The organism is Nitrospira marina (assembly GCF_059568365.1).
On the sequence record NZ_JCANTH010000001.1, the window covers coordinates 1,937,986 to 1,959,488 of the forward strand.

General features: G+C 51.5%; 17 protein-coding genes and 1 tRNA gene. 16 read left to right on the plus strand and 2 right to left on the minus strand.

All coding sequences use genetic code 11. The annotated features are described in order from the left end of the window. Positions 1–37 precede the first annotated feature (37 nt). The 7 genes from LX98_RS07940 (at position 38) to LX98_RS07970 (ending at position 7,340) form a co-directional block, all read left to right on the plus strand. A complete protein-coding gene (locus tag LX98_RS07940; protein WP_312641737.1) occupies positions 38–1,411 on the plus strand; it encodes a sigma-54-dependent transcriptional regulator in 1,374 nt (457 codons plus the stop codon). Further along, on the plus strand, positions 1,386–2,801 hold the full coding sequence (gene rlmD, locus LX98_RS07945; RefSeq protein WP_496428393.1) for a 23S rRNA (uracil(1939)-C(5))-methyltransferase RlmD: 1,416 nt from the start codon (positions 1,386–1,388) through the stop codon (positions 2,799–2,801). The genes LX98_RS07940 and rlmD overlap by 26 nt, the downstream gene beginning before the upstream one ends. A gap of 9 nt (positions 2,802–2,810) precedes the next feature. After that, entirely contained in the window at positions 2,811–3,848 is a 1,038-nt protein-coding gene (gene purM / locus LX98_RS07950) for a phosphoribosylformylglycinamidine cyclo-ligase (RefSeq protein WP_496428394.1), read from the plus strand. A 12-nt stretch (positions 3,849–3,860) separates the two neighbouring features. Next, positions 3,861–4,481, plus strand: a complete 621-nt coding sequence (gene purN / locus LX98_RS07955) for a phosphoribosylglycinamide formyltransferase (RefSeq protein WP_496428395.1) — start codon at positions 3,861–3,863, stop codon at positions 4,479–4,481. 170 nt (positions 4,482–4,651) lie between these two features. Then, positions 4,652–4,727, plus strand: a tRNA-Ala gene (locus LX98_RS07960). Between the two features lie 176 nt (positions 4,728–4,903). Then, on the plus strand, positions 4,904–6,115 hold the full coding sequence (locus LX98_RS07965) for a phage integrase central domain-containing protein (protein WP_496428396.1): 1,212 nt from the start codon (positions 4,904–4,906) through the stop codon (positions 6,113–6,115). A 214-nt stretch (positions 6,116–6,329) separates the two neighbouring features. Beyond that, positions 6,330–7,340 (plus strand): restriction endonuclease, encoded by a 1,011-nt coding sequence (locus LX98_RS07970; protein ID WP_496428397.1) that lies wholly within the window; start codon positions 6,330–6,332, stop codon positions 7,338–7,340. 96 nt (positions 7,341–7,436) lie between these two features. On the opposite strand, the gene LX98_RS07975 is transcribed toward LX98_RS07970, so the two are convergent. Beyond that, the gene (locus LX98_RS07975) at positions 7,437–8,510 is read right to left on the minus strand and encodes a hypothetical protein (RefSeq protein WP_496428398.1); all 1,074 of its coding nucleotides are present in this window, start codon (positions 8,508–8,510) and stop codon (positions 7,437–7,439) included. Next, positions 8,497–9,279 (minus strand): hypothetical protein, encoded by a 783-nt coding sequence (locus LX98_RS07980; RefSeq protein ID WP_496428399.1) that lies wholly within the window; start codon positions 9,277–9,279, stop codon positions 8,497–8,499. The genes LX98_RS07975 and LX98_RS07980 overlap by 14 nt, the downstream gene beginning before the upstream one ends. 494 nt (positions 9,280–9,773) lie before the next feature. Here LX98_RS07980 and LX98_RS07985 point away from each other — a divergent pair, with 494 nt between their 5' ends. The 9 genes from LX98_RS07985 (at position 9,774) to LX98_RS08025 (ending at position 21,468) form a co-directional block, all read left to right on the plus strand. Next, positions 9,774–12,311 (plus strand): DEAD/DEAH box helicase family protein, encoded by a 2,538-nt coding sequence (locus LX98_RS07985; RefSeq protein WP_496428400.1) that lies wholly within the window; start codon positions 9,774–9,776, stop codon positions 12,309–12,311. A 9-nt stretch (positions 12,312–12,320) separates the two neighbouring features. Further along, positions 12,321–14,927 carry an N-6 DNA methylase gene (locus LX98_RS07990; protein ID WP_496428401.1) on the plus strand — a complete coding sequence of 869 codons (2,607 nt, stop codon included), beginning with the start codon at positions 12,321–12,323 and terminating at the stop codon, positions 14,925–14,927. Positions 14,928–14,930: 3 nt separating this feature from the next. Further along, positions 14,931–15,671: a hypothetical protein gene (locus tag LX98_RS07995; protein WP_496428402.1), complete on the plus strand. Its 741-nt coding sequence runs from the start codon at positions 14,931–14,933 to the stop codon at positions 15,669–15,671. A 150-nt stretch (positions 15,672–15,821) separates the two neighbouring features. Further along, the gene (locus LX98_RS08000; RefSeq protein WP_496428403.1) at positions 15,822–17,111 is read left to right on the plus strand and encodes a hypothetical protein; all 1,290 of its coding nucleotides are present in this window, start codon (positions 15,822–15,824) and stop codon (positions 17,109–17,111) included. Positions 17,112–17,418: 307 nt separating this feature from the next. Next, a complete protein-coding gene (locus tag LX98_RS08005; RefSeq protein ID WP_496428404.1) occupies positions 17,419–17,616 on the plus strand; it encodes an AlpA family phage regulatory protein in 198 nt (65 codons plus the stop codon). A gap of 50 nt (positions 17,617–17,666) precedes the next feature. Next, positions 17,667–18,158 (plus strand): helix-turn-helix domain-containing protein, encoded by a 492-nt coding sequence (locus LX98_RS08010; RefSeq protein ID WP_496428405.1) that lies wholly within the window; start codon positions 17,667–17,669, stop codon positions 18,156–18,158. Continuing rightward, positions 18,151–19,254 (plus strand): tyrosine-type recombinase/integrase, encoded by a 1,104-nt coding sequence (locus LX98_RS08015; protein ID WP_496428406.1) that lies wholly within the window; start codon positions 18,151–18,153, stop codon positions 19,252–19,254. Before LX98_RS08010 ends, LX98_RS08015 begins: the two co-directional genes overlap by 8 nt. A 106-nt stretch (positions 19,255–19,360) precedes the next feature. After that, positions 19,361–19,717 carry a hypothetical protein gene (locus LX98_RS08020; protein WP_496428407.1) on the plus strand — a complete coding sequence of 119 codons (357 nt, stop codon included), beginning with the start codon at positions 19,361–19,363 and terminating at the stop codon, positions 19,715–19,717. Positions 19,718–20,232: 515 nt separating this feature from the next. Next, positions 20,233–21,468, plus strand: coding sequence for an IS256 family transposase (locus tag LX98_RS08025; protein WP_496428408.1), 1,236 nt, complete (start codon positions 20,233–20,235; stop codon positions 21,466–21,468). Positions 21,469–21,503 lie beyond the last annotated feature (35 nt).

The window sequence follows — 21,503 nt, forward strand, 5'->3', positions numbered from 1 at the left end:
AGAGACCATTCATTCCATACCTGATGGAGGGAGTATTGTGGCCGAGACCATTTGCCTGATTGATGACGAACCAGCCATTCTCAATACCTTAAGTAGCATTCTTGAGGATGAAGGCTATCAAGTGCTGGTGGCCAAGAGCGGCCTTGAGGCGCTCAAGCTTGTCCGAAGTGAGGTGCCGGATTTAGTCATTTTGGATATCTGGATGCCGGAGATGGACGGGCTGGAGACATTGAAACGATTGCGCACCCAGTTTCCCAACATCCTGGTCGTGATGATGTCGGGTCATGGATCCATTGAAACCGCCGTCAAATCCACAAAATTGGGCGCCTATGATTATTTGGAAAAGCCCTTAGACTTGGAAAAAGTCACCATATTAGTGCGCAATGCGTTGCACCAACGCAAGCTGGAAGAGGAAAATCTGAATCTCAGAATTCAGGTGGAGCGACGATTTGAATTGGTGGGCTCTTCTCCTCCTATGGAGCGGCTTCGCGAACTGATCGCAATGGCGGCTCCAGCCAATAGTCGTGTATTAATTGCCGGGGCAAATGGGACAGGGAAAGAACTGGTTGCCCGCGCCATACATTTGCAGAGTCCACGGCATAATCGTTCCTTTGTGGAAATCAATTGCGCGGCGATTCCGGAAACGTTAATCGAGAGTGAGTTATTTGGGCATGAAAAAGGGGCCTTCAGTGGCGCCAGCTCCATGAAACGTGGCAAGTTCGAGCTGGCGGACGGAGGAACCCTGTTTTTGGATGAAATCGGGGACATGAGTCTGGCCACGCAAGCCAAAGTGTTGCGTGCCCTTCAAGAGCAACAATTTACACGGGTTGGGGGAACCAAACTCATCAATGTCCAGGTCCGGGTCATTGCTGCATCCAATAAAGATCTGGCGGAAGAAATTGGGAAAGGGACATTCCGTGAAGATCTGTATTACCGGCTAAATGTGTTGCCGATTGTGGTTCCGACACTCAAGGAGCGTCGAGACGATATCCCTGAACTCGCGCAGCATTTTTTGCGACTGCATTCTGAAGAACAGGGCATGAAACCGAAAGAATTTAGTCCGCAAGGCATGGAGGCGTTGCAGCGTCATGATTGGCCGGGCAATATTCGTGAACTCCGGAATTTGATTGAACGCTTATTAATTATGGTGCCGAAAACCATCATTGATGCGGCCGATGTTGAGATGTTCCTTCAGGGTCGGGCCCCAAGCGGGGTGCCCTCCCTTGCCGTGGGCACCAACTATGATTCGCTCCGGGAAGCCCGAAATGCATTTGAGCGGGAAGTCATATCTCTCAAACTCAGGGAAAATAATTGGAATGTTTCCAAAACCGCTGATGAATTGAAAATCGAGCGTAGTCATTTACACAGAAAGATTAAGTTACTTCATGTTGAACTCCGGCCTGAACATTAAGCCTCGCAGGACTCCTTCTCCCTCTTCTACTGAAACGTTGTCTCCCGGATCTTCCCATCCCCTCCACCTTGAAAAATTGGTGGCCGGCGGATTCGGTCTCGGACGAGTGGATGGTCAGGTGGTGTTGTGTGGCGGCGGCATTCCCGGGGAAGCTCTTCAGGTGGAGATTCTCAGTCGGCGCAAAGGCGTGAGCCAAGGGAAAATCCTCCAGGTCCACGATCCGGCTGAGAGCCGGGTTGTTCCCCTCTGCCCGGTCGTCGGGCGATGTGGAGGATGCCAGCTTCAGCATATCCAATACGAATCCCAACTTTCTCAAAAACGATTGATTCTGGAAGATACCCTCCGTCGGATTGGAAAAATTTCCGATGTGCTGATTGCTCCAGTGATCCCCTCTCCAAGGCCCTATGGCTATCGGCAGGTCCTTCGAATGGGAATCGGAGAGGGGCCCGACGGATTATTTTTGGGTTTTTTCGAATCAGGAACGCAACAACTGCTACCGGTTGACACGTGTTTTTTGGTGGACGATAGGTTGCGATCGGTGATTGACTCTGTCCGTTCCAGCCTTCGCTCCTTGGTCATGGAGGGAATGAATTTGGAGAGTGTGGAAATCCGATGGTCCCAACTGGAGGAAGGCGGTCTGTTGGTATTCCGCGGTCGGGCCCTGACCAAAGAACACGTCGAACGTCTGATGCATGCCTGTTCTGAGATCGCTAACATCAAGGGGTTGATTTATGAGCGCGCGGATGCACCGGAACATGATTCGAGGCGCCGTGTGCGGCACGAGCCGATTGTACGAGGAGCGGATCATGTATGGGAAGCCTTTGGAGGGTTGCGCTTGAAAATGGGGTTTCGATCATTCATGCAGGCCAACTGGGACGTCTTTCAATTGTTGGGAAAGATGGTTGAAGAATGGCTGGGAAATTTGAAAGGGCAACGGATTTTGGAATTGTATGCCGGAACCGGCCCTCTGGGTCTGAGCTTATCGAGTCAGGGCGCTCAAGTAACCTGTGTGGAAGGGAATCCGTTTGCCATCCACGATGCCCGCGAATCGTTACGCTTGAATGCGATTACAGGGTGCCGTGTGCGGATCAGTTCAGTCGAATCCTATCTCATGACTGTCAAATCCGGCGCCTACGATGTTATCCTTCTGGATCCTCCACGTGCGGGGCTCAATCCAAAAATTATAGACCGCTTGGGAATCTTGCAAGTCCCGAAACTGTTCTATCTTTCTTGCGACGCCCCGTCATTGGCCCGGGATATCAAATCGTTATGTGAAAAGGGCTATACCGTTAAGCGCATGCAACCCTTTGATATGTTTCCCCAGACGGCACACCTTGAAACATTAGTCGAATTGACGCTTTCAGCAACTGAACCGAACGACGGAAATTAAGGATACGCCATGGCCACCTATCGAGAAGCGGGAGTTGATATTCAACGAGGCGATGATTTTGTCAAACGAATCGGCCCCATGGTTCGCTCCACCTTCCGTCCTGAAGTCATGGGAGACATCGGAGGGTTCGGCGGCCTCTTTCGGTTTCCTTCCGACCGCTATCGTGAGCCGATCCTGGTGTCCGGGACGGATGGCGTCGGGACCAAGGTTAAAATGGCCACTTTAATGAATCGACATGACTCGATCGGGATTGATTTGGTCGCGATGTGCGTCAACGATATTATTGTGAGCGGGGCGGAGCCGCTCTTTTTTCTGGATTACCTCGCGACGGGTCATCTTGAAGTGGAAGTCGGAGAAGCGATTATTCAGGGAATTGCCGAGGGATGCCGGCAAGCGGGGTGTGCCTTGATCGGTGGAGAAACCGCAGAAATGCCGTCATGTTACCCGCAGGGTGAATACGATCTGGCGGGTTTTGCGGTAGGGGTGGTGGAACGGTCGGAAATGTTGGGCCCGGAAAAAATTACACACGGGGATGTGTTGATTGGAGTCGGGTCGAGTGGGCTTCATAGTAATGGCTACTCCCTGGCGCGGAAAGTCGCTCTTGAGCTGAAGGAATGGTCTCCTGAGACCCGGGTGCCGGGTTTACCGGGCACAGTCGGGGAGGCGTTACTGAAACCGACGCTTATTTATGTGAAACTGGTCAAAGCTTTGCTGTCCAAGAGCCGAGTACACGGCCTGGCGCATGTCACCGGTGGTGGAATTACCGGGAATGTGCCACGGGTCATTCCGGAGTCCTGCCAGGCGGTCATCGATCGAAGCACGTGGGCGCCACTTTCGTTGTTCACTGTTCTTCAAGAAGCAGGTGCCATTGATCAAGACGAAATGTTTCGCGTGTTTAACATGGGAATCGGTCTGGTCGTGGTGGCCCCCCCTGAAGAAACCAGCCGGATATTGGACATTATTCAGGAACAAGGGATGACGGGCTGTGTCATTGGAGAAGTTCGAGATCGTCCGTCTTCTGAGCCAAAACTTTCCTACTCGCATTAGAAGGTTGAAACTGTGTCGCTTGCCCTTGGGGTCTTAATCTCAGGCCGCGGATCAAATCTGGTGGCCATTCTGGATGCAATTGATCGTGGCTCGTTGGATGCGACTCTTAAGGTCGTAGCCAGTAACAAGCCCAATGCCGCGGGCTTAGAGCGCGCGAAGGAACGAGGGCTTCCCACGGTCTATCTGGATCCAAAACCTTTTGCTCAGGACGCCAACCCGCGTGAGGCCTATGATCTGGCAATGGGTGCCCTTCTCCAGCAACATGGAGTGGAATATGTGGCCCTGGCGGGATATATGCGGATTGTGACCGCCGCCTTAATTCGAATGTACCCATCGAAGATCTTTAATATCCATCCCTCGCTTCTACCGGCCTTTCCTGGACTCGATGCCCAACGTCAAGCCTTGGAGTGGGGCGTAAAAGTCAGCGGTTGCACGGTGCATTTGGTGACAGAAGGGGTCGATGAAGGACCGATAATTGTACAAGCCGCTGTGCCCATTCTTGAGGAGGATACGGTTGAATCCTTATCCGCTCGCATTTTGGAAAAAGAGCACGAATGCTATCCGCAGGCTCTTCAGTTGATGGCACAAAAACGGTTACATCTGGAAGGGCGCAAGGTCCACATTCTTTCATAGAAGAAATTATCAGACCTAAACGATTAATGGGCGCGTGAGGGGACTGCGGGCAGGCAAAAAACAGGTCAGCGATGGCAACTCGACTAACAGTCAGTTATAATCCTGTGATATTTTTCAATTCATAAGGACTTCTTTTTTCCAACGCTTCACATAGTACGAATCCCAAGTGTGGGGGGCTAGCTCAGTTGGGAGAGCACTACGTTCGCAACGTAGGGGTCGCGGGTTCAACTCCCGTGCCCTCCACCACTTCATCATCCAACGCCGTCCGATAAAGTATAATGATAAAACGAAAAGCCGCAATATAAGCGGCTTTTTTGTTGTCTATTGTCCAGTAGCGGCTTAAAAAATCCATTGACAGCCGGGAGTAACTGGGGGCAACATTGGGGGTAACTGCCATATTGCGGAAAGGAGTTACCCCCAAAATGCACTTAACCGATACTGCCATCCGTAAGGTCAAGATCCGAGAAAAACCCGTCAAAATGTTTGACGAGCGCGGTCTCTTCCTGTTGGTCACTCCGTCAGGGGGCAAATGGTGGCGATTTAAATACCGATTCGACAATAAGGAAAAGCTCTTGTCGTTAGGTGTCTACCCCGATGTGGGATTGAAAGAGGCCCGTGAACGGCGCGACCAGGCCCGTAAGCAAGTTGCCGCTGGGATCGACCCTTCGGAAAACCGCAAGGCACTGAAGATGGCCCGTGCCGATAGAACCGCAAACAGTTTTGAGGCCGTGGCGCGGGAATGGTTCGCCAAACAATCGCCCAATTTGGCTGCGAATCATGCTGACCGGATAATGCGACGGTTAGAACGGGATATTTTCCCCTGGATTGGTGAAAAACCAATTGCCGAGGTCACTCCACCGAAACTCCTGGCAGTCCTCCGCAGAATCGAAGAGCGGGGAGCCTTGGAAACCGCGCACCGCGCTCTGAGTACCTGTGGCCAGATCATTCGCTATGGCGTGGCCACGGGACGGGCTGAACGTGATACGACCCAGGATCTACGAGGGGCGCTGTCATCAGTGAAAAGTGTGCACTTCGCTTCAGTCACCGACCCGAAAAAGGTGGCCGAATTGCTCAGAGCCATGGACGGGTATGAAGGCACACTGACAGTGGCCTGTGCGCTGCGCCTCGCGCCCTTGGTCTTTGTTCGGCCTGGAGAATTGCGTCAAGCAGAATGGGCCGATATTGACCTGGAGGAGGCGGAGTGGCGGTATACCATCACAAAGACCGACACCCAGCACATTGTTCCCCTTTCCTCGCAAGCTGTAGAAATCTTGCGCGAGCTGTACCCCCTTACCGGGCGTGGGCGTTATGTCTTCCCTAGTGCACGTAGTACGGCGAGGCCCATGAGTGATAATGCCATTCTTGCCGCCATGCGGCGCATGGGTATCAGCAAAGAGGAAATGAGCGGACACGGGTTTCGAGCCATGGCACGAACCATCCTGGATGAAGTGCTGGGCTTCCGACCTGACTTTATCGAACACCAGTTGGCCCACGCGGTACGCGATCCAAACGGGAGAGCCTATAACCGCACAGCCCACCTTCCCGAGCGGCGAAAAATGATGCAGGAGTGGGCCGATTACCTGGACAAACTGAAAGCTGGGGCGGAAGTCATCCCCATGGATCGAACCGCCTGATCGAATGTGCGTAGATCTTTGATAATAAATGGAAGGATAACCTCGAGACTGCCTCAGATCGGGCGGACGGAACGATTCATTATATTTAAAACTGAAGCCTCAATATCAAAATTCTTCAAATTCCTCCCTTCCTAATTCTAAGCGCCAAGATTTTTCATTTGACCACAAAAGCCCTTTTGAGTAGGCTCTCCCCCCACAACTTGGGAGGCCTCCTATGCAAAGGTACTTTAAACTTGTTTGTCTCCATGATGAAGACCCCCAATTCATTTTGAGGAATTTCCAAGAAGGTCGTGCGAGATTTGGATGGAGTCCACCCAATACTGATCTTCGTAAGATCAAAAATAAAAAATGGGATACTTGGTTAGAACAAGAAAGAATAACCTGGCGTTACACCCAATTTCTGATTGAAAGAATTCTTCCAAGTCACCGTATTGTTATACAACGGGACCAGCCGATTAAGGACATCCTTGTTGGAGAGGTTATAGCTCCTGGATACGATTTTGCCCCTGGAGATCTGGATGACTTTAACCATTTGCTTCATGTGAACCCACTTACTCCAGAGCCGATATCTGTTAATTTGAAAGAGGTAAGTCTGGCTCTAAAGCATGACCTGTCCAAGCGTGGGCATTACTATGAAATTTATTCAAAGGAATCGATCAGTGAATTAGACCTGCTTGTCAAAAAGTCCATAGATAAGACCCTGGATTTGCACTCGATAAGAACTGATGAGGTCACTCAAGACCAAGTATCTCAGTTGGTAAAAAACCGCATTATCGAAATAGTATCCAGAAATTGGCCAGCTAAGAATTTTGAAATCTTTTGTGGAATGTTATGTAAAAGTATTAGTTACATTGAGGTTTCTGAAATCAAAGACTCACATAAGGGGTGGGACCTATTAATAAGAATTTTGAACCCACTTACAGGGAAGATTTTGCTCGACAACATTCCAGTCCAATGCAAAAACTACATTGGGAAAGTCAACATTTTCGATGCAATCGATGATTTAGAAAGGTGTATCAAAAATTCTAGGGGGGATTTAGCTTTTCTATTTATATTGGGTGACCTGACACCTGAATTTCAGAAACACTTGCAGGAAAGGCAGGAGCAACTCAGTCAGGAACTCAACCGACAGGTTACCCTAGAAATAATTGATCAAGTCCGTATAGCAGAATTGTATGCACGTCATATGGACGGAACCGGGCAAGAATCAGCTGGTGAACGCTAACCATCCGCACCTCAACGTACCCACCATCATGATGCTTTTAGGGATATTAACCATGAATTTTCCACAATAAACCTATATTGGTAAATTATTAAGGGATTAGCACGTCGCTAACTTGGCAAGGAGCAGCTCTAGCTCTTTATTAACAGCTTCATTGTGTTTGACAAATTCTCGTCGCGAAGACAGAGCCCTCCTCACAATCTGTCTGGCAGTAAACCCCAGGACAAATCCTAGGGGTCCACCAAAAATAAGGGAACCGGCAATTTCTTCTGTAGCGAGGGCAGCAGTAAAGCTGGCCGTGGATGTGAACACGGTATCAACGACCTGGCTTTTCGCCTCTTCAGCCTCGCGTTGTCCTTTCCACCACAAAAATCCGACGAACGCCGATTGTAAGACAACTGCGGAAGTAACCCCACTAGACAATTCTCCAAAGAGATTACCAAAGTTTTCGAGGCCCTCAGCCCCAACGGCGTCAACTCCGGAACGAAAAAGTTGGGTCGCTTGCTCCGTGGTAATACCAATTGGGTAAACGGTTATTTGGGCCAATTCAGGCGTCTCTGCGACAAGGCGTCGCACTTCCTCTACCTTATCGTCCGGTACTGCCCAGTTGATAGCTCGCACTGGAACTCTGCCGTCTTCCCCCAGGATCTGTTCATTGAGAACACGGTGTTGAACCTCTTTCATTTTTTCTAGGACTTGATTCGGATCAGAGTAAAGTTTCACCTGAATGTACTCTCGCCCGTCTTCGGGACCACGGAAGACATCGTAACCAGGCTGATTGGGGTTATTTGCCAAATTAGCGCCATCAAATTGTTTGTTAAAGAGATCTTCCCCCAACTGACCTTTGTACTTGCTTATCCACCCCTTGCTACTCTCCTTACTATTAGTAATGAGATCATTATTAAGAACCTCCTGAATTTTCCGCCGAGCTTCATCGTAGGCTCCCCAATTTTTTGGTTCTCTTGCTAGGTTTGCCACAGCATCACGAACCTCTTCCGGCACCTGATCTCGAAATCCATCTCCCTGAATGAGGTCTGCCGCCAACGCACCCCCAACCACAACAGCGTCGGCGAGGTCCTTCGCCAAACGGGTATTGTTCCAGGTTTTCACAATCTCAGATATGGGGCGGGCATCTGGGCCATGACGCTTCACAAAATCCTCAATGGCTGGCATCGGTGATATCTCCTGGGAGCCGTTCAAGTTTCTCAATTCTGGCCAGGGCCTCTTCTAGTTTTGTTGCAAGCACATCGTTGTAACGCGCCTGGAGGTCAAGTCTGGCCTGAACGACCGCAAGAAGCTCCTTGCCCGCAAGCCTATCCAATTGCTTATTTGCCTCTCCCGCCACCTCTTGCCCACGCCGTAAGATTTCCTCAGAAATGCTTTCACCCATAGCCGTATATTCGGTTTCGCCCTTTTCGACTTCAATTTTGGCGTTAGTTAATTCCTCCTGAATTGTGGCAATTTCTTTGACGTATTGGTCCAAAGCTTTTGCCATTTCCGAAACCACTGTGCGGACGGTCTTCGGTGGTACAAGGGAATTGAGGGGCTTTCTCGCAGCGGCAACCACTAGCTGCTCAATATATGGGGCTATCAGCTGAATATATCTCTCTTCGATTTCATCTATATCCTCATTCTTTCCCACAATCTGCTCAATAAGCTCGTCATATGTCGGTATAGGATCACTTGCCCTAAGCTTGAGCCCCCTTTTTCGCATCGCGTTGCCCAGTTCCTTCAGTAGCTTCACCAAGTTGCTGGGCATTTCCATAGCAAACCATCGAAGGTCGTCCCCACTAGTAAAATGGGCCGCCAATCTTAGAAACCCCTCGCACAGGATCCTCCGGACCTCTTCCTCTTCAAGCTCCAAATTGCTTTCAAGGGACGCACGCGACAGCTTCGACGTCCCAACGTCAATTCGGTTCAGTATCTTGTCGAAAAAATCCATTGAAACATCCCTTTCGCAGATGAACCAGGACCAGCACCTATTTCCAAGGACGTGTATGTAAAGGCTCCGCTTTGAATCAATTAAAGCCGAATCTGAGCCCAAAAAACACAAATACTCTACCCCTTTCCCCTTAAAAATCAACAACCCCTCAATTTGGTGGGCATCAGAATAAGTCCTTTAGCGAATCAGGCCTATATGAATTAATCCACAAACCGTTCTATTCGTCCTCTGCTCAAATTGCCACGCGATAATTTATCGCAACAAAAGTCAGACGCTTTCTCTAGACGAATTGCGGGATCTAATTCATAAAAAAGTCTGTCCGAACCCTACCCAAGGGAATAATGGTGATTACTGTTGACAATTATTCTCTCTCCTGTTTCCTAAGGTTGAGGAATCAAATATCTGTACTTTAATCAATAGGTTGGGTAGCATGTCCTACCTATGGGAAACCCACCGAACGAACCCTAAACCATCAAGCGACCACGCCTTAATCGATGAAAGAAGCCACAGCCCGTATCAAAATAAACAAGCTGCTCGAAGCAGCAGGATGGCGGTTTTTTGCCGAAGGGAACAACCCTGCCAACATCAGCCTCGAACCGAGCGTCACAATCAAGTCAACCGACCTTGCCGCGCTCGGTGACAACTTCGAAGAAACCAAGAAAGGATTTGTCGACTTTCTTCTGCTTGACGCCAGAGGCTTTCCGCTCATTGTTCTTGAGGCCAAGTCGGAGGACAAAAATCCGTTGGTTGGCAAAGAGCAGGCCCGCAAATACGCCCGCTCCCAAAACTGCCGTTTCGTCATTCTCTCAAATGGCAACCTGCACTACTTCTGGGATCTTGAACGGGGCAACCCCTACGTCATCACCTCGTTTCCCACTCCAGGCTCGGTGGTCGGCTATCAAAAAGTCACGCCAAACCCACAGCGCCTGATCGATGAGCAAATTGGGGACGACTATATTGTCCTCACCCAACGCCCGACCTATGCCTCCGAAGCGGCATGGAAAAATGAATCCGAACGACCAAATTACATACAAACCAACAAATTGCGATTTCTACGCCCTTATCAGTTGAAGGCCGTTCATGCACTACAACGGGCTGTCAAAGACGGAAAAGATCGCTTCCTTTTCGAAATGGCTACAGGCACGGGCAAAACACTCATTGCCGCCGCCGTCATCAAGCTGTTTCTCCGGTCCGGCAATGCCCATCGCGTGCTCTTTCTCGTCGATAGACTCGAACTGGAGGACCAGGCGAAAAAGGCCTTTGTGGGGCTACTCTCCGCAGACTTCAAAACGGATATCTACAAAGAAAATCGCGACGACTGGCGACGCGCCGAAGTGGTCGTCACCACGGTGCAGTCCTTGCTTTTCAACAACAAGTATCAAAGGCTCTTCTCTCCAACCGACTTCGATTTGGTGATCTCCGACGAGGCACACCGCTCGATTGGCGGGAATGCCCGCGCCGTCTTCGACTATTTCATTGGCTACAAACTTGGCCTGACCGCCACACCCCGTGACTACCTGAAGCGGTTTGACCAGAGCAGCCCAACCACGCGGGACCCGCGTGAGGCGGAGCGACGCTTGCTGCTGGATACCTACCGGACCTTCGGGTGCGAAAATAGCCAGCCCACCTTTCGCTACTCATTGCTAGATGGGGTGAAGGAGGGTTTCCTGATCAATCCCATCGTGGTGGATGCGCGGACGGTCGTCACAACCGAGCTGCTCTCCGAAGAGGGTTTCGTGGTTTCAATGAAAGACGATACAGGAGAAGATCAGCAGGAAGCCTTTAAGCAACGTGAGTTCGAGAAACAGTTCTTTTCCAAGTCCACCAACCAACTCTTTTGCAAGATCTTCCTAGATAATGCCCTTCGCGATCCGGTCAGCGGAGAAATCGGTAAGTCCATCATTTTTGCTGTCAGTCAGAATCACGCGGCCAAACTGGCGCAGATTTTCAATGAGATAGCCGACCGCATGTTTCCGGGCATGTACCAGTCGGACTTCGCCGTCCAGGTGACGTCGCAGATACCGGATGCCCAACAGTTCACGATCAACTTCACCAACAATAACTTGCTCGGTTCGGCCAACGTCCTACCCGGCTACAAAACCAGCAAAACCAGAATCTGCGTGACAGTCGGCATGATGACGACCGGATATGACTGCCCGGACATTCTCAACCTCGGCTTGTTTCGGCCAATCTTTTCTCCCACGGATTTCATCCAAATTAAAGGGCGAGGCACCCGTAAGCATAACTTCCTGGAGCAGCTTTTCGACGACACCATCAAAGGAGGGGTCAAGGAACCAAATAAGACGTCGTATAAACTCTTCGACTTCTTCGCCAATTGCGAATACTTTGAGGAGGAATACAACTACGATGAAGTCATAAAGCTGCCCAAACCTACTCGGGGAAAAAGTGATGGTGAAGGAGAGGGAACTGGCCCGGTCGTGGTGGGAGGCACCTACGAGCACCTGGGGCAAGACATCCTCTCCAGCATTCAAGCGGAGAAGATCAATGAATACGGCATGAAAATCGACCGCATGTTCTTTGAGAGGTTTGGAGACGCTATGCGCGAGAACGAAAACATTGCTCAAGCCGTCGAGTCTGGACAATGGGATAGGGTAATTGATTACGTCAACCGGGAGGTCTTCGATAAACCCGAGGAATACTACAACCTCGACAAGCTGCGCAAAGCTGCCGCAGTGGATCGCCGCCTCACGCTGCGCGAGATTCTGGAAAAAATCTTTGGCCTCATCCCACGGTTCAAATCCAAGGACGAACTCTTGGAAGAGGAATTCGCCAAATTCGTCGCCGACCACAAGCCCGACAAGGCTGAAGGCATTCTAGCCATTAAAAATTACTTTAAGGCCTATGCCAGCAGCAACCAGATTCGCTCCATTATTGAAAATCGGCATTTTACAGACTTGGCCACCAACCCGGTCTTTTCGACACGCGACTTCAAGGCCGTGCCGGAAAAATATCGCGCCCTTATCCCCGAATACATCAAGGATTACGTCTCCTTGAACCAATTTGTTGCCTAGAGGAGATTCATGCTCGATACCGATACCAAACGCCGCATCGACACCGCCCGGGACATTCTCGTGGGCAAGGTGCCCGACCCCAAGAGCCAGGTCGAGCAGATCACCATCGCCCTCATCTATAAATTCATGGACGACATGGATGCCGAGAGCGAGGAGTTCGGGGGAAAACGCAAGTTCTTCGCCGGAGAGTTTGCCCGCTACGGCTGGGCCAAACTCATGCGCTCAGGCCTTGGCGGCCACGAAATCTTGACCCTTTATGCTGAAGCCATCGCCAAGATGCCGGAGAACCCCGGCATCCCGTTGCTCTTTCGCGACATCTTCAAGAATGCCTATCTGCCATATCGTGACCCCGAAACCCTGCGCGCCTTTCTCAAGATTATCGATGAGTTCGCCTACGATCACTCCGAGCGCCTGGGCGACGCCTATGAATATTTGCTCTCGGTCCTTGGCTCCCAAGGAGAGGCCGGGCAGTTTCGCACGCCGCGGCACATCATCGACTTCATCGTCGCCATCCTCGATCCGAAGAAGACCGAAACCGTGCTCGATCCCGCCTGCGGGACCGCCGGGTTTCTCATCTCGTCCTACAAGCACATCCTCAAAGCAAACAGCTCCCCGGAAGGTATCGAACCGAACGGAAGCAAGAACGGCGACGAAACAGCTCTTCATATTTCGAAGATTCCCCTCGCCAAGGGCGACCTGCTGACCCCCGATGAAAAGGGTCGCCTGGCCACCAACTTTAAGGGGTACGACATCTCACCAGATATGGTGCGCCTGTCCCTGGTGAATCTCTACCTGCACGGCTTCACCAACCCACACATCGTCGAATACGACACGCTCACCAGCCAGGACCGATGGAACGACTATGCCGACGTCATTCTCGCCAACCCACCCTTCATGTCACCAAAGGGAGGCATCAAACCTCACAACCGATTTTCCGTGCAATCCAAGCGGAGCGAAGTCCTGTTCGTGGACTACATGGCTGAGCACCTCACACCCACTGGCCGTGCCGGCATCATCGTACCCGAAGGCATCATTTTCCAGAGCCAAAATGCCTATACCCAACTACGCAAGATGCTGGTCGAGGAATACCTCGTTGCCGTTATCTCACTTCCAGCAGGAGTGTTCAATCCCTACTCTGGCGTCAAGACATCCATCCTCATCCTCGACAAAAGCCTAGCACGGCAGAGCGACACCATTGCTTTCTTCAAAGTGGAGAACGACGGCTTCGGCCTCGGCGCCCAGCGCCGCGCCATCGAAAAGAACGACCTCCCACAAGTCCAAACCGAACTCGCCACCTACCTCCAAGCGCTTCGCAACCATCAACCCACCACCGACCTCCAGCTTGTGTGTGGCCTGATCGTTCCGAAAGAAAAGATGGCCGCGAATGGGGACTACAACCTCAGCGGCGAGCGGTATCGGGAGGGCGCAGTAAGCAACTCGTCTTTCCCCTCTGTTGGGCTTGGCGAAGTGTGCGAGTTGGTGCGTGGCGTTGTCTTCTCAAAGGAGGACGAAGTAACTGAAGGCGGCGTCCAAGTCCTTCGAGCCAACAACATCAACAAGGATCGCTACGAGCTTAACTTGGACGACATCCGACGAGTGTCGCCGAAAGCTGATTTCTCTGACGAGAAGAAGCTCCGAAAGGACGACATCTTCATTTGCCTCGCGAGCGGCAGCAAAGATCACGTCGGCAAAGTCGCGTTCATCAATGCGGACACAGATTACTACTTTGGCGGCTTCATGGGAGCGATCCGCGTCAAACCGGGGCGACTTCATGCCGGCTACTTGCTCAAACAGCTCACGACCGGCCATTTCAATGACTTCCTGCGGGAACAGATTGCCGGAGCGAACATCAACAATCTCAGCGGAGGGCTGCTCTACCGATTCAAAATCCCCCTCCCGCCGCTGGAGATGCAGAAGGAGATCGTGGCGGAGATCGAGGACTACCAGAAAGTCATCAATGGTGCCCGCGCCGTCCTCGACAACTACCGCCCCCACATCCCCATCCACCCCGACTGGCCAATAGTGACTGTTGATGACATTGTTGAGTTCGTCAGTGGCCTCACGGTCTCCATCCCCGAAGTCGAAGCCGAAGGTGGAACCCCAATCATTGCGATCAATAACGTCACCGAGGATGGCAAGCTCACGTTGGAAGGATTGCGGTGGATAAAGCCACCGACAAAGACACTGAACTACTTGCAAAAGGGCGACCTTCTTTTCAATTGGCGCAACGGAAGCAAGCGTCTGGTGGGAAAGACGGCGATGTTCGACTTGGACGGCGAATACCTGTTCGCATCCTTCCTCCTTGGAATCCGGCCGAACCGTAAGCGGGTGGACAGCAGCTATCTTTGGCACACCCTCAACATCTACCGGAGGGAAGGCCGCTACATGCAATTCATGCGGATGAATGTGAATGGACTTTTCAATCGTGAAGAACTTCGGGTGGTAGAAATCCCCCTACCACCCCTCGCCACCCAGCAAGCCATCGTCGCCGAAATCGAAGCCGAGCAAGCCCTTGTGGCCTCCAACCGCGAACTGATCGAACGGTTCGAAAAAAAGATCCAGAATACTCTATCTCGCGTGTGGGGTGAGGACAAACAATCCCCAGCGGAGACCTGAAATATGGATGAAGCTCTAGAACTGGGCAACTACCTGCCGCTCTCCTACAAAACCCGTAGCGAACAGGATTACATCGCCTTTCTGTGGGATGCTTTCGAGACAAACTACACCCACGGCAAGTACCAGTTTGCCTTCCTGGCCTATCACATGCTCGCGATGAGCTGCGTCTATTTTAACATCTGGCAAATTAAACAGACCGAGCCAGATGATTTCGGAAAGGGGTTAATCGGCTTCGGGAAAGATGTAGAGAAGAACCTTCTCGAAGCCACCTCACCATTTGTGTTTAGCACAGTAAATGAGCGCACCATCCTGCGCTTTCTCAAACTTATCGCTTGTGACAACAGCAAGATCGGCACCTATGCAAAGCTGGTGGATGACCGCAACGAAACCACCCACCCGAACGGCAACATCTTCTTCAGTACCGAGGCCGCGGTGGATGCAAAAATCACCGAAATCCTGCGCGTGGTAGACGAGATCCAAACTCACTCGAAGCCCGTTATCGAGCATTGTTATCGGGAGTTCTTACTTCAAAATCACGACCCCGACGAACGAGAGTACCCTGGCTCCGGCGACCAAATCAGAGAAGTGCTGATACACGGGAACTATTTATCACAGAGGGATATCGAGATTTGCCTCAATTTCGATCTTGCCAGCCTGTCCGCCCAACCCCAGTATGAAGATATGCACAAACTGCATGAGGTCCTTATTGCAACCTACGGCGCTGATGCAGCAAGCGCCGCATAAAAAGCGTTGTATAGCTGTTGTTTCGTTTCTTTAATTTCTCAAGCCCTGTGGCCAAATTGTGCTGACGACATACAATATGGCGCTCCTGAGGTCTGAGTCTTTCAGTATTCCGCATTGACAGACGGGACCAATTCCCTCAAATATTCCCAGATGCCCAATACCTCTTCAGAGCCATTAGAAGCACTCCTTAACCAGATTTTTGATGGGGCCGGAACGGAAGACCCGCAACGAAACAAGATCAAAGATCAGATAACCCGAAATCTATCGAGTCTGCTCGCTTTCAAGCAGACTGGAGTACCAGTTGAGGAGCGAGAGTTAGCCCAAGCTGTCCTAAACCCTTTGTGGGGGGTTCTGCCATTTTATCGGCTGAACACGTTACGGAAACACCCCATTCCCAACCTCTCACGAACCGAATATCGTGATGCTTGTCTGCACCGATCTCCCACATTTCAAAAGGACTTGCTTCAATTTCATCAAGAATTCCCTCCCATTTTCCTAGCTGCAACGCAAGGTCGAAAATTTTCAGCCCTTCCGGCTTGGCTCCTCCACCTGCTTACCTTGAAGAGTCCCAACCTCTACGTTGGCACGCTCACCTCTTTGGATGACCTTAGGAAACTCCATAGTATGAGTGCAGAAATTGAATTATTACGGCACAGGTGGGAACGGCTATTACCTCACCAGGGTACTTCCTATTTTAAGGCACTTGGGAAAGTAGGCAGGACCTATCAACGCAAATTGAATCGCCTTAAAAAACAATGGCCACATGTCAGCGGCGAGGTCTTTACCAGCGGAGATCTGACCAGTGGAAACGCGTTCCCCGCTTTGCTGATCCCCCCCATACAAGAAATCCGGGGGATGGCCCACGGACAACTTCAGATAAACCAGCGGGAATGGAACCGGACACTCATTCAAGCAGGTAAGAAGGCTGTCCTCATGATCCCCATTTGGCCGCACACTGTCGAAACTGATGTGAGTTGGGATCAGATCAAAAAATGGAAAGAAGCACTCTCTTCGACTACGAGATCACGCACGCATGACACCGTTTTGGGGACCCGCCTGGCAGTGTATGATCGGTATCAAGAGCTACGGTCTTTTGCCGCTGTGGGAAAAGAGCTGAAAATTCCTGGGAAGAAGGCACGAGACTATTTTCTTCGGGCTTACCAGGATATTCATGGTGAGAGGCTTCAAGGGACTCAGAAAGCCCGCCGGATTCAGGGTTTGGATGACCTAAGTCATGTCCCCAATTGTAGCCGATGCAGCCGAGCCGATCGGGTAGAAGATTGGTGCCCCACCGGAAAAGCCCTTGTCAGCCCAGTGGAATCTTCCGCACCTTTTAGAACGGGGCCTTATGACGAAGCTATTGCCCCTTCTATTTCTTTTGCCGACGGAGATTGGCTAACAACCTCTGATCCCCGCCATGACCAGTTAGACGACGAATGAACAAATAAGCCCCCCCCTTATTCGTTCCATTTCTATAGGTGAAAGGAGATACCACCTATGGAAATGGACCCACACTACTATCCCTACGCATCACTCTTCAAAAAACTTGTCCCTGACCTCAGCCATCCTGACCCAGAAGGGTGGGCCACAGGCTCATGCCCCTACTGCGGCGATCCTGAAACATTTCGAGTCAATTTGAAATCGGGACGGTGGACGTGTGTTCCACCGCCCCCAATGAAAACTTCCCACAAACCGACTCGATAGACCCCTTAAAGGCTATGACTCCACACCATCGAGAGGCTCAACGATGACGTACCACATCCTAAGACTCCCCGCGGTCAAGGCCCGCACCGGACTGTCTCGCAGCACCATCTATAGCCGTATTTCGGAGGGCAATTTCCCTGCACCTGTTTCTCTCGGTGGTAGGGCAGTCGGCTGGATTGAAGCAGAGATCCAAGGTTGGCTTGAGGACCGGATTCAGGCAAGCCGCAAGATTGAGGCTTGATGCCACCCTCATTCTTTACCTACCAGATGACCTTGCGTTGAGGGCGAGCGATGCCAACACGCCACCCGAATCACCGGCTCGTCAAGATTCACCGCAACTACACCGTTGAGGAGATCGCCACCCGACTTGGCGTTCACCGGAACACCCTACGCGAATGGATCAAGCGGGGGCTTCAAACAGTTGATAGGAGACGGCCCTTGCTGATCCTTGGCCAGGACCTTGTCGCCTTTCTCCAGGAGCGCCGAAAGAAGAATAAGCGACCCTGTCAGCCAGGCGAAATCTATTGTGTCCGCTGCCGCACTCCGCAGAACCCAGCCGGCGACATGGCCGAATACAAGGCAATGACCCCTAAGCTTGGAAACCTGATAGGCATCTGCCCTCGCTGCGAGTCCATGATGTACCGACGGGTCAACCCGACCAAACTGGAGCAAATTCGAGGTAACTTGGACATCACGATGCCGCAAGCACGGCCACGCATAGATGAGAGCGCTCAGCCCTCCGTAAACAGTGACTTGAGACAGGGAGAATTGAACCATGCCTAAACACAATCCAAATAACGAGCGAATCAAACGGGCTTATCTCACGTATTTGAAGGAGGCAAAGCGGCATAATGAAGCGACGATAGATGCCGTCGCCAAGGCGCTGGCCAGGTTCGAAGCCGATACGAAGTTCCGAGATTTCAAGGCTTTTCATTTCGAACAAGCCATCGCCTTCAAGAAATGCCTTGCCGAACAGGACAGCCGGTCGACAGGAGAAAAGCTAAGTAAAGCGACCCTGCATGCCACCTTGGCGAACCTCAAGCGATTCTTTCAATGGTTGGCGGGCCAACCGGGCTATAAGTCGCGTTTACGGTATTCTGACGCCGAGTATTTCAACCTGTCCGAAAAGGATACGCGGGTTGCGACCGCACGGCGTGAGAAGCGCTACCCGACTCTGGCGCAGATCAAACACGTCATTTCTGGAATGCCTTCAAACTCCGAAATCGAACGACGGAATCGGGCGCTGATTGCCTTCACGCTCCTGACCGGAGCACGGGATAGTGCCATCGCCTCGATGAAACTGAAGCATGTCGATATGGTTGGGGGAAGCGTTTTTCAGGATGCGCGTGAGGTACGGACCAAGTTCAGCAAGACATTTAGCACGTATTTCTTCCCGGTTGGTGACGAGATTCGCCAAATTGTGGCCGACTGGGTGAAGTATCTGAGGGAAGAAAAACTCTGGAGTCACGACGATCCCCTCTTTCCCGCTACGAATGTCAGCCAAGACAATACCCACCACTTTACCGTCAAAGGGTTAAAGCGGGAACATTGGAGCACGGCTACTCCCATTCGTAAAATCTTTGCTGAGGCGTTTTCCAACGCAGGGTTGCCCTACTTCAATCCACACAGCTTCAGAAATACCCTCGTCCACCTCGGGGAGAAAGTTTGCCAGACACCAGAAGCCTTCAAAGCCTGGAGCCAAAACCTTGGGCACGAGAAAGTCTTAACCACGTTCTGTAGTTATGGCGAGGTCTCAAACCGGAGGCAGCAAGAAATTCTTGAGGGGCTGAGATCACCAATGCGATCAGCGGAGACAGATTTCGAGAAAATCGCAAAGGCTGTCGCGCAGGAACTACGGAAGGCAAAACCAGAGGAGTAATCTCACATAAGGAGCGGAGTCTGGTTCCCGGTTTTCTGCGCAGAGCAAGACGAAGATCTAATTAGGAAATTATCTGGACTTTACATCCTTCAATCAAAGGAGGGCGATGATGCAATCCCTAATGAGGATTTATATATTTGTACTACTGGGCGGAGGTGCGTGGGCGGGTGAATATTTGGGCTGCCTCAATTGCTCAGAGTACGACCCCGACAGCGCACAGAATCCCTATGGCAAGTATGGAAGCCCCTATTCGTCGGATAGTATGAACAACCAATATGGGCAATACGAAAGTCCCTATAGCCCCAAGAGTCCTATCAACCCGTATACCTCGACTCCACCGAAGGCTTTCCAGAACGGACAGTATAAAGGTGATGTGACGGTAAACCCGACGAATCCGAATCGTCTCAATAGTGCAGTGCGGCCCATCAATCCCTATGCGCCAGTTGATGTGTGGGCACCCTGAGGAGCGCTCATTTATCCCTTCCCCTTGCTTGGGCAAAATGCCCTTTCTTCTCCGCTCCCCGTACCCTGCCCACATCCATTGCTGCCCTAGCTACCAAAACGTCGTAACATTTCGTTGAGAGTAAAAGGGATTTATTTTGTTCCGTTGAGCTGTTGCCCCCAAAGTTACCCCCGTCAGGGTCATCCCCAGTCACAATTTGCCAGGATTTTCCCTTCCTGGTTGTCACATTTAAAACCGACCCCTTTATCCTTCATAGGGGAATACGGAAGAGCATTATCCCATCTCGATAGGGAGGTTCAAATCTTTATTTTAAGGGTTTTATTTGCAACAGAATTTTGCAACATGCGAGTGATTGATTTCATTGGAAATGGAAAATGGTTGCAAAAAGGATCTATCACGAAACACATATCAAAAAGAGGTATCTTCAAAAAATGTGTAAATAGGAGAGAGGCGGTGTATCCTCTCGGGTGACCAAACCCACCGGGAAAATCCGGTTAACAAAAGGAGGCACCGCCATGAAGGAGCAGAGCACAACGCAGACTGGTGAATCAAGCCCAACCTGGGAGACCTTAGAGGTCTGGATTCGGGGTCATGTCCAACAATTTATTCAACACGTCTTGGAAGAGGAAGTAACGGAGTTGCTTGGCCGACAGAAATCTGTCCGGCGTGGGGGCCTCGATGGGTCCCCTGGATACCGGAATGGGTATGGCCAACCACGGCGGTTAACCTTGGGCTGCGGCACGATCATGGTGCGGCGTCCACGGGTCCGCGAGTGCGATGAACGCTTGATCAGTCGTGTACTCCCCTTCTTCAAGCGAAAAAGCACTGCTGTAGATCATCTCTTGCCCGAGTTATATCTGCACGGTCTGGCTCAGGGTGACTTTGATCTGGCTCTTGGTGGATTGTTAGGCGCAGACGCGCCGCTCTCGAGTTCCACCATCGCCCGACTCAAGACACACTGGCAGGCAGAATTCGTGAACTGGCAAAGCCGGTCGCTGGAGGACCTGGAGGTCGTCTATCTCTGGGGAGACGGCCTCTATGTGAAAGCGGGGTTAGAGAAAGACAAGGCAGCCCTCCTCGTGGTGTTGGCGGCGTTGAGCAATGGGCAAAAAGTCATCCTTGCTGTCGTGCCAGGCCACCGAGAATCCACCGCCAGCTGGAGTGCCGTGTTACGGGATCTGAAAGCTCGTGGGTTACGTACCCCCCGGTTGGTAATTGGCGATGGCCATCTGGGGATTTGGGCGGGCCTGCGCAATGTCTATCCGGATGTCGAGGAACAGCGCTGTTGGAATCACAAGAGCCTGAATGTGCTCGACAAACTTCCCAAGCGCGCACAACCGGAAGCCAAGACTCTTCTCTGTCAGATTCCCTATGCGCCAACCTGCCGGGAGGCAGAACGGCGAAAAGGGCAGTTTGTGCGGTGGTGTGAACAAGGGGGTCACATGGAAGCCGCCACCTGTATTGAACGGGATTGGGACCGGCTCACGACCTTTTATCAATTTCCACACTCGCATTGGCAACATCTGCGGACGACGAATCCAGTGGAGTCGCCGTTTGCCGCCGTTCGCTTACGCACGGATGCGGCCAAACGGTACAAGAAAGTCGCTAATGCTACCGCCGTGATTTGGAAACTGCTCATGGTCGCGGAACAGAGCTTTCGTCGAGTGAAATATCCGGAGTTGATGGCCGAAGTCTATCGCGGAGTGGAATTTGTGGATGGAAAACAATCGAAAACTGAGGTGGCCGCCTAACTCTGTTTACACACTATTTGACGGAACCTCATCAA

Excerpts from the sequence above, each read along its gene's own strand:
- rlmD (WP_496428393.1), top strand. The coding sequence starts at position 1,386 with ATGTTGAACTCCGGCCTGAACATTAAGCCTCGCAGGACTCCTTCTCCC.
- purM (WP_496428394.1), top strand. The coding sequence starts at position 2,811 with ATGGCCACCTATCGAGAAGCGGGAGTTGATATTCAACGAGGCGATGAT.
- LX98_RS07965 (WP_496428396.1), top strand. The coding sequence starts at position 4,904 with ATGCACTTAACCGATACTGCCATCCGTAAGGTCAAGATCCGAGAAAAA.
- LX98_RS07970 (WP_496428397.1), top strand. The coding sequence starts at position 6,330 with ATGCAAAGGTACTTTAAACTTGTTTGTCTCCATGATGAAGACCCCCAA.
- LX98_RS07975 (WP_496428398.1), bottom strand. The coding sequence starts at position 8,510 with ATGCCAGCCATTGAGGATTTTGTGAAGCGTCATGGCCCAGATGCCCGC.
- LX98_RS07980 (WP_496428399.1), bottom strand. The coding sequence starts at position 9,279 with ATGGATTTTTTCGACAAGATACTGAACCGAATTGACGTTGGGACGTCG.
- LX98_RS07985 (WP_496428400.1), top strand. The coding sequence starts at position 9,774 with ATGAAAGAAGCCACAGCCCGTATCAAAATAAACAAGCTGCTCGAAGCA.
- LX98_RS07990 (WP_496428401.1), top strand. The coding sequence starts at position 12,321 with ATGCTCGATACCGATACCAAACGCCGCATCGACACCGCCCGGGACATT.
- LX98_RS07995 (WP_496428402.1), top strand. The coding sequence starts at position 14,931 with ATGGATGAAGCTCTAGAACTGGGCAACTACCTGCCGCTCTCCTACAAA.
- LX98_RS08000 (WP_496428403.1), top strand. The coding sequence starts at position 15,822 with ATGCCCAATACCTCTTCAGAGCCATTAGAAGCACTCCTTAACCAGATT.
- LX98_RS08005 (WP_496428404.1), top strand. The coding sequence starts at position 17,419 with ATGACGTACCACATCCTAAGACTCCCCGCGGTCAAGGCCCGCACCGGA.
- LX98_RS08010 (WP_496428405.1), top strand. The coding sequence starts at position 17,667 with ATGCCAACACGCCACCCGAATCACCGGCTCGTCAAGATTCACCGCAAC.
- LX98_RS08015 (WP_496428406.1), top strand. The coding sequence starts at position 18,151 with ATGCCTAAACACAATCCAAATAACGAGCGAATCAAACGGGCTTATCTC.
- LX98_RS08020 (WP_496428407.1), top strand. The coding sequence starts at position 19,361 with ATGATGCAATCCCTAATGAGGATTTATATATTTGTACTACTGGGCGGA.
- LX98_RS08025 (WP_496428408.1), top strand. The coding sequence starts at position 20,233 with ATGAAGGAGCAGAGCACAACGCAGACTGGTGAATCAAGCCCAACCTGG.